The sequence below is a fragment of the Pandoraea sp. CB10b_02 genome (assembly GCF_002216225.1).
Taxonomy (GTDB): domain Bacteria; phylum Pseudomonadota; class Gammaproteobacteria; order Burkholderiales; family Burkholderiaceae; genus Pandoraea; species Pandoraea nosoerga.
In genome coordinates this window covers 63,927-75,624 of sequence record NZ_NJGW02000015.1, presented here as the reverse complement: position 1 = coordinate 75,624, position 11,698 = coordinate 63,927, and the positions used below count along the sequence as shown (strand labels likewise).

Genomic DNA, 11,698 nt, shown 5'->3' with positions numbered 1-11,698 from the left:
TTCTCCGCGAAGCATGGGCTGAAAGGGCACGTCGATGGGACGGTGCATTTCCCAGTGGCCCCTATATTAGCGTTTAATGACCCGCGTTTGACAATTTTGTTATAAAGTAACAAAAAATCGGAAAACCCTTCACATTCAGAAAGGCGCCTTGTCGGTGACGCGTTTGCGCGCCGCTCGCACCTGGCGCCGCGATGACCGGAACTATGGCGGAAACCTTCGACATCGTGACGCGCGTGGCCGAGCGCAGCGATACGCTGAGCCAGGCGGAGCGAAAAGTTGCGCAGATCGTGCTGGAAGACGTGGCAGGCGCTGCCGCCGCGTCGATCAATGTCCTGGCCGAGCGCGCCGGCGTAAGCGAAGCGAGCGTCACCCGCTTTGCCAAGGCGATGGGCTGCCGCGATGTGCGCGACCTCAAGCTGCGCCTCGCGCAGGCCGCCGTGGTCGGCCAGCGCTTCTTTGGCGCAAACGCGGCCAATGGACAGGACGGCGCAGGCGAGACCATCGACCGCATCGCGGACGACATCCAGACCACGCTCCAGGTGCATCGCGGCCTGATCAAGCCGGACGCAGTGCGGCTCGCGGCAGCGCGTTTGCAGTCCGCGCGCATGGTGTACGCGTTCGGCATGGGCGGCGGCTCGTCGCTGATGGCCGACGAGGCACGCTATCGGCTCGTGCGCCTGGGGCGGCCTGTTGCCAGCTATCAGGATGCGGTGCTCATGCGCATGGTTGCCGGCACGCTGGGCCGGGACGACGTCGTGCTGGCCTTCTCGGTGAGCGGCCACACGCCGGAGTTGGTGTCGGCGTGCGAGATCGCCAGGGAATACGGCGCGCAGGTGGTGGCCGTCACGGCGACGGGCTCGCCGCTCGCGGCGCTGGCCGACGACGTGCTGCCGATCCGTGCACTCGAAACGGATTTCATTTTCAAACCGTCGTCGTCGCGTTACGCGATGCTGCTGGCGATGGACGTCCTGGCCACGGAGCTGGCGTTGCTCGCCAAGCCGCAGAGCCAGGCGCTGTTGCGGCGGATCAAGTACGTGCTCGACACGCATCGGGGCGGCGGCGATCGCCAGCCCCTGGGAGACTGACATGACGGACTGCCTCGCAAAACGAACGTTCGACACCCTCATTGCCGGTGTGCGGCTCGCCGACGGCTCCGGCGCGCCCATGCCCGACGAGCGCTTTGACGTGGCGCTGCTCGACGGCCGCATCGACACCATCGCGCCGGCCGGCGCACTCGGCGGCTGGCAGGCGGCACAGCGGATTGACGGCGCAGGCTTCGTGCTGAGCCCCGGTTTCATCGACGTACACACGCACGATGACACGAACGTGGTGCGCACGCCCGAGATGACGCCGAAGCTCTCGCAGGGTGTGACGACGGTCGTCGTGGGCAATTGCGGCATCAGCGCTTCGCCGGTTTCCCTCAAGGGCGAGCCGCCCGATCCCATGAACCTGCTCGGCGACGCCGACGCGTTCCGCTACCCGACGTTCGCGGCGTATGTCGAGGCGCTGGAAAAGGCTCAGCCGGCCATCAACGTCGCGGCGCTCATCGGCCACACGGCACTGCGCAACAACCATATGGACCGGCTCGATCGGCCCGCCACCGAGGCGGAGATCGAGGGCATGCGCGCGCAATTGCGCGAAGCGCTCGAACACGGCGCGCTGGGGCTGTCGACCGGACTGGCCTACGCCAACGCCAACGCCGCGCCGACCGAGGAGGTGCTCGCGCTGGCCGAGCCGCTCGCCGAGGCCGGCGGGCTCTATGCGACCCATCTGCGCACGGAATTTGCCGAGATTCTGGAGGCGCTCGACGAAGCGTTTCGCATCGGGCGCCACGCACGTGTGCCGGTGGTCGTTTCGCATTTGAAATGCGCGGGCGTCGAGAACTGGGGGCGCAGCACGGAGATCCTCGACGCGCTGGACAAGGCTCGGCGCTTTCAGCCGGTCGGCTGCGATTGCTATCCGTACACCGCGAGTTCCTCCACGCTCGATCTGAAGCAGGTCACCGACGACTTCGACATCCTCGTGACGTGGTCTCAGCCGCATCCCGATCAGGGCGGCAAGCTGCTTGCGACGATCGCGGCCGAGTGGGGCGTCGACCTGATGGAAGCCGCACGGCGCCTGCAGCCGGCAGGGGCCGTCTATCACTGCATGGAAGAAGACGACGTGCGCCGCATTCTGCGGCATCCGGCGACGGTGGTCGGGTCCGATGGCCTGCCGAACGATCCGTTGCCTCATCCGCGCCTGTGGGGCGCGTTCCCGCGCGTGCTCGGTCGCTACAGCCGCGAACAGCAGTTGTTTCCGCTCGCCGAAGCGGTACACAAGATGACGGGGCTTTGCGCGCAACGCTTCGGATTGACGGGCCGTGGCTTCGTGCGCGAGGGCTACTGGGCCGACCTGGTGCTGTTCGACCCGGCGACGGTGGCCGACGCGGCCACGTTCACCGATCCGATGCAGCCGGCCTACGGCATCAAGGCGGTGTGGGTCAACGGCGTGCTGTCCTGGCAGGATCGCGCGCCCACCGGTGGCGCGCGTGCGGGGCGCTTCGTGCGGCGCGGCATGCCGCAACCGGTTCTCTGAGCGAGAGTGGAAGTCGATTCATCGAGATTTTGATCAAGGAGTGATGATGAGCATCAAACGATACGGCGTAGAAGGCGGGCAGGGTACGGGCGGCCAGCGCATGCCCTTTGCGCGCGCAACCGAGGCCGATGGCTTCCTGTTCGTGTCGGGACAGACGCCCATGAAAGACGGCGAAGTGATCGACGGGGGCATCGTCGCCCAGTCGCATCAGGCAATCCGGAACATGCTGGCGATTCTTGCCGAAGCCGGCTACGGTCCCGAGCACGTGATGCGCATCGGCGTCTGGCTCGACGATCCGCGTGATTTCGCATCGTTCAACAAGGTGTTCAAGGAGTATTTCGGCGACCATCCGCCGGCACGCGCGTGCGTGGTCTCGAGCATGGTCATCGACTGCAAGGTCGAAATCGACTGCGTGGCATACAAGAAGCCCGCGGCTTGAGGGCAAGTCGCGCGGCAAAGGCGGCGCGGCAGGCGCCGCAGCCGCAGCGAGCGTGATGTCCCTCGCGGCGCCCGGCGCGGCGGCGGACGCGGGCCCCACCAATAACGACGCATAACGACCAATAGCGACCAATAGCGACCAATCGCGACAATATCGACAATAACGGCCGGCGAACTCGCCGGCCGTTTTCGTTTTCAGCCCGCGCATTTCCGTTGACGGATACGGCGGTTCCCGTTTCGCAAAGTCGGCGGGCCACCTTCGATGGCCGATGCCGGCGCGGGCGCGCAATCTCTTCCCACCTATCCATGAGGAGGAGATGGCAGTGAGACTAGACCCCGCTTCGACCACATCCGCCCCGTTTGTCCCGGCCGCTCAGGCCGCCCCCGATGCCCATGATGTCCCCGATGCCCGTGATGCCCGTGATGCCGCGCGCGTGACCCTCGACTTCCCCGTGGCGCCCGACGAGGTTCGGCTGCACTCGCGCACAGCCAGCCGCCTCGCCCGCGCGGGGTGCGCCGCGGGCCTGGCCGGCGTGGCCTGCACGGTGCTCGGCATTGCAAGCTTTGCCGGTGGCGCGTACCTGTGCCTCGATGCCGCCTCGGACGTCGCCGACGGCGCCCCCGGCAGGGAGCCGTGGGCGGCCTACGCCGTGGGCGGGACGCTGGTCGGCATGGCGGCGATTTCGATCTCGATCGGCTTGCATCAGGTAGGCGCGTGTTTGCGCAAGCGCCGCGAGGCGGCGGAGCATATGCGCTTGCTGAGCCTGAGCGCGCATTACGCACCGCTTGGGGGCCGAGCCCATGATCCCGCTTGATAAGGGCAATGACGGCGCACCGACGTCGGCGCACATCGCCGGGGAAATCGAAGCGGCGCTCGCACTGGTGCGCGACGAGGTGCAGCAGCGCGAGGCGATGGGCATGCCGCGGCCCGGCGAGTGGGACGCCGCGCAGTGCGATGCGGCCTATCGCTGCGGCTACGGGGCATTCGAGCGCGGCGACTACGTGCAGGCCATCGAATGCTTCGCGCCATTGCTCTCGGCATGCCCCATGCATGCCGATTACGCCGTGGCGCTCGCGCTGTCGCTGGAGCGCCACGGCGAACCAAAGGCCGCGTTGCCGCTACTCATGGCGGCGGCCTTGCTGGACCAGGATGCGCCCGGTCCGATGTATCGCGTGGGCGAGTGCCTGCTCGCGCTCGATTATCGCGACGCGGCTTGCCAGGCGATGAAGGAGACGCTTGATCGCTGCGGCAGGGAGCCCAGATACGAGAAGGTACGAAATGCAGCGCGCAGCATCATGGCGCAGGCCGCGCTGCGCTGAAATACGCCGGTCCTCGGAGGGAAGTGAGTGAAGCTGTTGGTGGCGACGGGCGCGCAGCCCCTCGCCACCTTTTTTATGGCCCGCGTGCCGCGCGCTTTACTGGCGCGCCGTGCGCGCGTTGTCCGGCATGGGCAACGTGAAGTTGGTGCGAAACGGGTTGATGTCGAGCCCCCCGCGGCGCGTGTAGCGCGCATACACGGCCAGTTGGCTCGGTTTGCACTGGCGCATGATGTCCATGAAAATGCCTTCCACGCACTGCTCGTGAAAGCCGGTATGGCGACGGTACGAAATCACGTACTTGAGCAGCCCCTCCTGATCGATCGGCGGGCCGATGTAACGGATCTGCAGACTGCCCCAGTCGGGCTGACCCGTCACGGGGCAGTTCGACTTGAGCAGGTTGGAGACGAGCGTCTCGTCGACGTGCGGTTCATCGTGCGCGGCCTTGAGCAACGCGGCGTCGGGCGCGTAGATGTCCGTTTCGATATCCAGCCGGTCGACGAGCAGGCCATCGAGCTCGTCGAGCTCGAGTTTGCCGAAACCGCCCGGCTCCACGAGACGCACCTGCACGGGCGCGCCTGCCGCTTCCGAGAGGTCCTGCTGGATCAGTGCGCGCGCGGCCTCCGCATTGGCGAGCCGGGTCTGCGCGAACGAACCGAGATACAGCTTGAACGACTTCGATTCGATGATGTTCGGCGAGTCCGCAGGCACGATGGCGGTGAGCAGTGCGATCTGCGGTTTACCCTTTTCGTTGAGCCACGACAGCTCGTAGCCGTTCCAGATGTCGGCGCCGAAGAAAGGCAGCGTGTCGGGCACGCCGATGGCCGCACGCGCCGGCGCGCGCGCGATCGGGAAGAGCAGGTGGGGGGCGTATTGCTCGGTGTAGGAGACTTCCTTGCCGAGCGGGGATTGGTCAGGCGTTGTCATGATTGGCAATGCCACTGACGACATGGCCTGTCGGTGTGAAGCCGGCGGCCGATTCGCAGTGGTGTGTCTGATCGTCGAAGAAGAAATCGGGTTCGAACTCGCGCAGGAACGCGCCCTTGTTCAACCCGCCCAGGAACATCGCCTCGTCGATGTCGATTTTCCAGTCCATCAGCGTGCGAATGGCGCGCTCATGCGCAGGCGCCGAGCGCGCCGTGACGAGCGCGGTGCGAATCTTCACCGGCACTTCGTGGCCTGCGAGGGTCTGCAACCGGTGCAGCGCAAGCAGCAACGGCTTGAACGGGCCGGGCGGCAGCGGTGTTGCCACGCGCTCGGTCTCGTGCTGCTGGAACGCGTCCAAGCCGTTGCGCTGGAAAATCCGCTCGGCCTCGTCGGAGAAGAGCACCGCGTCGCCGTCGAAGGCGATGCGGATTTCGTCGGGATGCAGTTCGGCCTTTTTCGCGGAGTCCGGATAGACGCGCGCGGCAGGGAAGCCCGCGGCCAGCGCGCTGCGCACGTCGCTTTCGTTGGCCGACAGGAACAGGTGCGCGCCCAGGGCGTTGAGGTAGCGGAACGGGTCGCGCCCGCGCGTGAACACGCCGCGCTCGATCTTGAGATCGACCTGGCGTGCCGAGCGAAATACCCGCAAGCCGCTCACGGGGTCGTTGCGCGAGAGCACGACGACCTCCACGCGGTGCGCATCGTCGCGGTTGAACGCGAGCAGTTTCTGCACGAGCGGGAAGGCCACGCCCACGCGCGCCGGCACGTCGAGGCGATCGAGCTGGTAGCGCATGTAGGACTGATCGTCGCCGCTCGCCACCCCGGCCTCGTACACGCGGTTCTCTTCTTCGAAGTCGAACAGTGCGCGCGAGGATATCGCGACGACGAGCTTGTTCTCGAGCGTGATCGGCATGGCGGCGGGGTGGTGTCCTGTCGTTACGTGGCGTGAATCGCAGATGAGCGCAACTTACCCGAGGAACAGCTTGTAGACGGGGTTGTCGCTCTCGTCCCAGTAAGGATAGCCGAGCGTGGCGAGGAAGTCGCGGAAGGCGGCCTTCTCGTCGTCGGGTACCTGCATGCCGACCAGAATGTTGCTGTAGTCGGCGCCCTGGTTCCGGTAGTGAAACAGGCTGATGTTCCAGTTCGGGCTCATGGCCGAGAGGAATTTCATCAGCGCGCCCGGACGCTCCGGAAACTCGAACCGGAACAGCACTTCGTTGCTCGCGAGCGGCGAACGGCCGCCGACCATGTAGCGGATGTGCTGTTTGGACAGTTCGTCGTTGGACAGATCGAGCGTGGGAAAGCCGTGGCGCTCGAAGCCGGCCTTGATGCGCGCGCCTTCGTCGCGGTTGTGCATCTGTATACCCACGAAGATATGGGCGCTCGACGCTTCGCTGATGCGGTAGTTGAACTCGGTCACGTTGCGGCTGCCGACCACTTCGGTGAAGCGCCTGAAGCTGCCGCGCGCCTCCGGGATGGTCACGGCGAACACGGCTTCGCGGGCCTCGCCGACCTCGGCGCGCTCGGCCACGAAACGCAGCCGGTCGAAGTTCATGTTGGCGCCCGAGGTGATCGCGACGAGCGTTTCGCCCTTGAGCCTTTCACGCTCGGCGTAGAGCTTGGCGCCCGCCACGGACAGCGCGCCGGACGGCTCGAGCACGCTGCGCGTGTCCTGGAAGACGTCCTTGATGGCCGCGCACAACTGGTCGGTGTCCACGCGCACGACTTCGTCGAGGTACGCCTCGCACAGGCGGAAGGTCTCTGCGCCGACGTATTTGACCGCCGTGCCGTCGGCGAACAGCCCAACATCGTTGAGCAGCACGCGCTCGCCGGCGTGGATGGATTGCGCCATCGCGTCGGAATCGACGGATTGCACGCCGATGATCCTGATTTCCGGGCGGACGGCCTTGACATAGGCCGCCACGCCGGCCGCCAGGCCGCCGCCGCCGATGGGCACGAAGATGGCGTGCAGCGGGCCCTGATGCTGACGCAGGATTTCCATGCCGATGGTGCCCTGGCCGGCGATGACCTCGGGATCGTCGAACGGCGGCACGAAGGTGAGGCCGCGCTCTTCCTGAAGCGTCATGGCGTGGGCGTAGGCGTCGCTGTACGAATCGCCCGCGAGCACGACTTCGACGGCGCGTCCGCCGTGGGTCTTCACGGCGTCGATCTTGACCTGCGGCGTGGTCACGGGCATGACGATGACGGCCTTGCAGCCCAGGCGCGCGGCCGAATAGGCGACGCCCTGCGCATGGTTGCCCGCCGAGGCGGTGAGCACGCCGCGCTCGCGTTCGGCGTCGCTCAGGTTGGCCATCTTGTTGTACGCGCCCCGAATCTTGAAGGAGAACACCGTCTGATTGTCTTCGCGCTTCAGGTAAATTCGATTGTGCAGCCGCATGGAGAGCGTGCGTGCCAGTTCGAGTTCGCTTTCCTTGGCGACGTCGTAGACTTTGGCGGTCAGGATCTTCTTCAGGTAATCGGGAGCTGCGTCGGACATGATTTAAGGTTTCTTCAGGTTAGGCACATCGAGGAACAAAAGGACAATGATAGACCAGCGCTTCCGCCGGGGCGGTCGCGCTTGGTTTCTCGGGAAAACGTGAAAGGGGGTGCGCGCCCTAGCGGAGGTCGTCTGGGGTGTCGATGTCGCGCACGATACCGTCGTCGTCGACATCGACGATCGTAATGTGCTCGCCAATCAACAGGTCGCGCGCGCCGGTGTCGCCGTCGAGGGCGGCCAGACGCGAGGTATAGGCGGAACCGAACACGACGGGATGGCCGCGTTGTCCGCGATAGCTCGGCGCGACGATGGCCTCGGACGAGGTGAGCCCGCCGGCGAGCGCGCGAATGGTGCTGGTGTGGATGTACGGCATGTCGGCCAGCGCAACGAGCCAGCCGTCGAGATGTTCGAGCCCCGGGGGCGGCGCTTCGTCGGCGCCGGCGCGGATGCCCGCCGCGAGCGTCGCGCCCATGCCGCGCCTGGTGGCGTGGCTCATCACGACTTCGCAACCCGCCTGCAACAACACGTTCTCCAGCTCCGCCGAGTCCGGCCGCACCACCGCGATCACGCGCGGCAATGCCGCCAGCAGCGCATGCGCGCTGGCGAGGGCAACGGGTCGGTTCAGGGGATCTCCGGGCAGCGGCGCAAGCAGCTTGTTCCGGCGCCCAGCCGCATCGAAGCGGGTACCGAGTCCGCCTGCCAGTAGAATGGCCACGGGCGGCGTCGAGGGACGGGTCATAGGGTGTGCATTATGCGCCAGTCTTTTCGTTTGTGCCAAACCCGCGTGCCCGCCACGGCGCCGGAACCGCCGACCGTCCGGTCGGTCGGACGAGCTCGGAGGCAGAGCACGCGCGGCGTCGCCGTATTGGCCGCGCCCGTCGCGGATGGATCTTTTCCCGGAGTGGTATGGAGTCGTTCATCGCCTGGCTGTTGGGCGCGCTGGCATTGCCCGGCGTCGGCCTGCCGGCCATTTTCATCGTCTCGTTCCTGTCGGCCACGCTACTGCCCATGGGCTCGGAGCCCGCGCTGTTCGGCTACGTGGCGCTCAATCCCCATATGTTCTGGCCGGCCGTCGCGCTCGCGAGCGTCGGTAACACGGCCGGCGGCATGCTGGACTGGTGGATGGGATTGGCCGCGCGGCGGGCGTTCGTTCGCCTGAAAGCGCGCCGGCGCGCGCATGCCCGGGCGGCGGCGCTGGCCGGCGCGACCGCGGCCAGTATCGGCGCGGGCAACGACAGCGCACAGTGCTCGCTCGCTTGCGCGCCTGCGCGCGATGGGCGTGATAGGCGTGATGGGCATGATGGGGACGACACCCCCGGCAAGGCCCCCATGAGCGAACGCTATCACCGCTGGATGCGACGCTTCGGCCCCCGGCTGCTGCTGCTCTCGTGGCTGCCCGTCGTCGGCGATCCGCTCTGCACGCTCGCCGGCTGGCTGCGTCTGTCATGGCGCGCCTGCCTCGTCTACATCGCCATCGGCAAGACCTTGCGCTATCTGCTCATCACCTACCTGATGCTGCGTGTGCCAGAGTCCTTCTGGCAAGGTATGTTCGCACCCTTCAGGCATCTGCTCGTCGGGTGAGGGCGGCCATGAAAAAAAACCGCACGCCCATGAGAAAGCGTGCGGTGCTCTTACTTCGGCCGCGATGCGTCGGGCCTCGCCCTCATGCCGCCGTCATGTTGCCGTCATGTTGCCGCCGTCATGCTGTCGTCGTCATGTCGAACGGCAGGGCGCGCTGGCGCTTGCCCGTCAATGTGAACAGCGCGTTTGCATACGCCGGCGCCAGCGCCGGCAATCCCGGCTCGCTCATGCCTGTCGGCGCGTCGCTCGAGCTTACGATGTGCACGCTGATCGCCGGCATGTCAGTCAGGCGCGCCACCGTGTACTGATGGAAGTTGCTCTGCTCGACCTCGCCGTCCTTTAGCGTGATCGCCGCACCGGGCAGCGTCGTGCCCAGACCCATCAGCGCCGCACCCTCGACCTGCGCCGCGACCGTCAGCGGATTCACCGCAAAGTTGCAATGCACGCCCGCCGTCGCACTCACCAGACGCGGCGATCCGTTGCGAATCTCGGCAACGACCACGTAGGCCACCACGGAGTCGAACGACTCGTGCACGGCCACACCCCACGCCTGTCCCTTGGGCAGCTGGGTCTTGCCGTAGCCGGAACGCTCGACCGCCAGCGCCAACGCCGCCTTGTGACGCGGGTGCTTGTCGCCCATCAGCGCATAGCGGTACGCCACCGGGTCCTGACCGGCGTTCTTCGCCAGTTCGTCGATCAACGTTTCCATGACGAAAGCCGTGTGCGTGTTGCCCACGGAGCGCCACCACAGCACCGGTACGTTGGCCTGCGGGCTGTGCAGGGTCAGGCGCAATGGCACCGCGTATGGGGTTCCGGACACACCCTCGACGCTGGTGCCGTCGATACCGTTCTTCACCAGCATCTTCTCGAACGGCGTGCCCTGCAAAATGGACTGCCCCACGATGGTGTGATTCCACGCCAGCACATTGCCCTTGGCATCGAGGCCGATCTCGGCGCGATGCACGTACATCGGGCGGTAGTAGCCGCCGCGGATGTCGTCCTCGCGGCTCCAGATCACCTTGATCGGCTCGCGATGGCCCGCGCGCTTCCATGCCTTCGCGACCTGCGCGGCTTCGACGCCATAGTCGGACGTGGGCACCGCGCGCCGGCCAAAGCCGCCGCCGGCCATGAGCGTGTGCAACTTGACCTGCCCGGGCTCGAGGCCGAGCGTGCGGGCAATGGCCGCCTGGTCGACGGTCTGGAACTGGGTGCCCGTCCACACTTCGGCCCCGTGCTCGGTGAGCTGCACCGTGCAGTTGAGCGGCTCCATCGGGGCATGCGCGAGATACGGAAAGCTGTATTCGGCCACCAGGGTCTTCGGCGCGCCTTTGAGCGCCGACACGTCGGCGTCGAGCGCCACGATGCCCGGCGTCCTGGCCATTTCCTTGTATTTGGTCAACTGTGCCGTGGTGTCGACATGCTCGACGCCCGCCGTGTCCCACGTGGGCTTGAGCGCATCGCGCCCGGTCTTGGCCTGCCAGTAGCCGTCGGCGATGACGGCCACCGCCGTGCCGCCCCGGTCGTCGGGGATCTCGAGCACGTCGCGCACGCCCTTGACGGCGCGCGCGGCCTTCGCGTCGAAGCCCTTGACCTTCGCCCCGAAGACGGGCGGGCGCGCCACGACGGCCACCTTGAGGTTCGGCAGCTTGAAGTCCATGCCGTACATGGGCGCGCCAGTGGACTTCGCGCGTGCGTCGAGCCGTCCGGTGGGCTTGCCGAGCAGGCGGAACCGGGACGGGTCCTTGAGCGCCACCTCGGCCGGCACCGGCAATGTCTGGGCCTTTGCCGCCAGACTGCCATACGTGGCGCGCTGTCCGTTCGGCCCCAGCACCACGCCGTTTTCGGTGCGCAGTTGCGCCGGCGGCACGTTCCACTGCTGGGCCGCCGCCGCCATCAGCATGGCCCGCGCCGAGGCGCCAATGCGCCGGTATTGCAGCCACGAATGCGCGACGGAGCCGGAGCCGCCGGTCATCTGGATGCCGAACAGCGGATCCTTGTAGACGTCCGCCGCTGGCGCCAGCTCGCTGCGCACCTTGCTCCAGTCGCAGTCGAGTTCTTCGGCGACGAGCATGGGCAGCGCGGTCTGCACGCCCTGGCCGAAATCGAGGCGGTTGACCTGGATGGTGACGGTGTCGTCCGGCGCGATGCGCACGAACGCGGACGGTACGACCGGTGCAGGCGCGCTGCCCTGGGCGCTCGCGGTGCGCATGGCGCCCGGCACGGACATCTCGAGCATCAGGCCGCCCGCGGCCAGCGCCGAAGTCTTGAGAAACGCCCGGCGCGACACGCCGGCGTAGTCGCCCACGGCAACACCCTGGAACGGGGCAAAGCGGGAGAAACGAAGTTCGCGCATGTCGATCCTCC

The 11,698-nt window shown here is 66.8% G+C and carries 11 protein-coding genes; 6 read left to right on the top strand and 5 right to left on the bottom strand.

Annotated elements, in window-relative coordinates; translation table 11 throughout:
- The first annotated feature begins 203 nt into the window (after positions 1 to 203).
- From CDN36_RS16100 to CDN36_RS16080, 5 genes are all read left to right on the top strand, one after another.
- Positions 204 to 1,085, top strand: a complete 882-nt coding sequence (locus CDN36_RS16100; protein WP_287497255.1) for a MurR/RpiR family transcriptional regulator — start codon at positions 204 to 206, stop codon at positions 1,083 to 1,085.
- Position 1,086: 1 nt separating this feature from the next.
- Positions 1,087 to 2,577 carry an N-acyl-D-amino-acid deacylase family protein gene (locus CDN36_RS16095; RefSeq protein WP_287497254.1) on the top strand — a complete coding sequence of 497 codons (1,491 nt, stop codon included), beginning with the start codon at positions 1,087 to 1,089 and terminating at the stop codon, positions 2,575 to 2,577.
- A 46-nt stretch (positions 2,578 to 2,623) separates the two neighbouring features.
- Positions 2,624 to 3,016, top strand: coding sequence for a RidA family protein (locus tag CDN36_RS16090; protein ID WP_206111379.1), 393 nt, complete (start codon positions 2,624 to 2,626; stop codon positions 3,014 to 3,016).
- A 322-nt stretch (positions 3,017 to 3,338) separates the two neighbouring features.
- Positions 3,339 to 3,830, top strand: coding sequence for a hypothetical protein (locus CDN36_RS16085; protein WP_287497253.1), 492 nt, complete (start codon positions 3,339 to 3,341; stop codon positions 3,828 to 3,830).
- Entirely contained in the window at positions 3,817 to 4,335 is a 519-nt protein-coding gene (locus CDN36_RS16080) for a hypothetical protein (protein ID WP_287497252.1), read from the top strand. Before CDN36_RS16085 ends, CDN36_RS16080 begins: the two co-directional genes overlap by 14 nt.
- A gap of 96 nt (positions 4,336 to 4,431) precedes the next feature.
- Here CDN36_RS16080 and queF read toward each other — a convergent pair whose 3' ends face one another.
- The 4 genes from queF to CDN36_RS16060 all read right to left on the bottom strand — a co-directional run bounded on the left by queF (position 4,432) and on the right by CDN36_RS16060 (position 8,492).
- Positions 4,432 to 5,259 (bottom strand): NADPH-dependent 7-cyano-7-deazaguanine reductase QueF, encoded by an 828-nt coding sequence (gene queF, locus CDN36_RS16075; RefSeq protein ID WP_150553654.1) that lies wholly within the window; start codon positions 5,257 to 5,259, stop codon positions 4,432 to 4,434.
- Entirely contained in the window at positions 5,246 to 6,169 is a 924-nt protein-coding gene (locus CDN36_RS16070; protein WP_150553653.1) for a 5'-nucleotidase, read from the bottom strand. The genes queF and CDN36_RS16070 overlap by 14 nt, the downstream gene beginning before the upstream one ends.
- A gap of 54 nt (positions 6,170 to 6,223) precedes the next feature.
- Entirely contained in the window at positions 6,224 to 7,753 is a 1,530-nt protein-coding gene (ilvA, locus tag CDN36_RS16065; protein ID WP_150553652.1) for a threonine ammonia-lyase, biosynthetic, read from the bottom strand.
- Positions 7,754 to 7,871: 118 nt separating this feature from the next.
- Positions 7,872 to 8,492 (bottom strand): nucleotidyltransferase family protein, encoded by a 621-nt coding sequence (locus CDN36_RS16060; protein ID WP_150553651.1) that lies wholly within the window; start codon positions 8,490 to 8,492, stop codon positions 7,872 to 7,874.
- 167 nt (positions 8,493 to 8,659) lie between these two features.
- On the opposite strand from CDN36_RS16060, the gene CDN36_RS16055 reads away from it, so the two are divergent.
- Entirely contained in the window at positions 8,660 to 9,334 is a 675-nt protein-coding gene (locus tag CDN36_RS16055) for a YqaA family protein (RefSeq protein WP_287497251.1), read from the top strand.
- Between the two features lie 118 nt (positions 9,335 to 9,452).
- Here the strand turns inward: CDN36_RS16055 and CDN36_RS16050 are convergent, their stop codons facing one another.
- On the bottom strand, positions 9,453 to 11,687 hold the full coding sequence (locus CDN36_RS16050; RefSeq protein ID WP_287497250.1) for a xanthine dehydrogenase family protein molybdopterin-binding subunit: 2,235 nt from the start codon (positions 11,685 to 11,687) through the stop codon (positions 9,453 to 9,455).
- Positions 11,688 to 11,698: the final 11 nt, after the last annotated feature.

Excerpts from the sequence above, each read along its gene's own strand:
- CDN36_RS16100 (WP_287497255.1), top strand. The coding sequence starts at position 204 with ATGGCGGAAACCTTCGACATCGTGACGCGCGTGGCCGAGCGCAGCGAT.
- queF (WP_150553654.1), bottom strand. The coding sequence starts at position 5,259 with ATGACAACGCCTGACCAATCCCCGCTCGGCAAGGAAGTCTCCTACACC.
- CDN36_RS16060 (WP_150553651.1), bottom strand. The coding sequence starts at position 8,492 with ATGACCCGTCCCTCGACGCCGCCCGTGGCCATTCTACTGGCAGGCGGA.
- CDN36_RS16070 (WP_150553653.1), bottom strand. The coding sequence starts at position 6,169 with ATGCCGATCACGCTCGAGAACAAGCTCGTCGTCGCGATATCCTCGCGC.
- CDN36_RS16050 (WP_287497250.1), bottom strand. The coding sequence starts at position 11,687 with ATGCGCGAACTTCGTTTCTCCCGCTTTGCCCCGTTCCAGGGTGTTGCC.
- CDN36_RS16090 (WP_206111379.1), top strand. The coding sequence starts at position 2,624 with ATGAGCATCAAACGATACGGCGTAGAAGGCGGGCAGGGTACGGGCGGC.
- CDN36_RS16095 (WP_287497254.1), top strand. The coding sequence starts at position 1,087 with ATGACGGACTGCCTCGCAAAACGAACGTTCGACACCCTCATTGCCGGT.
- ilvA (WP_150553652.1), bottom strand. The coding sequence starts at position 7,753 with ATGTCCGACGCAGCTCCCGATTACCTGAAGAAGATCCTGACCGCCAAA.
- CDN36_RS16080 (WP_287497252.1), top strand. The coding sequence starts at position 3,817 with ATGATCCCGCTTGATAAGGGCAATGACGGCGCACCGACGTCGGCGCAC.
- CDN36_RS16055 (WP_287497251.1), top strand. The coding sequence starts at position 8,660 with ATGGAGTCGTTCATCGCCTGGCTGTTGGGCGCGCTGGCATTGCCCGGC.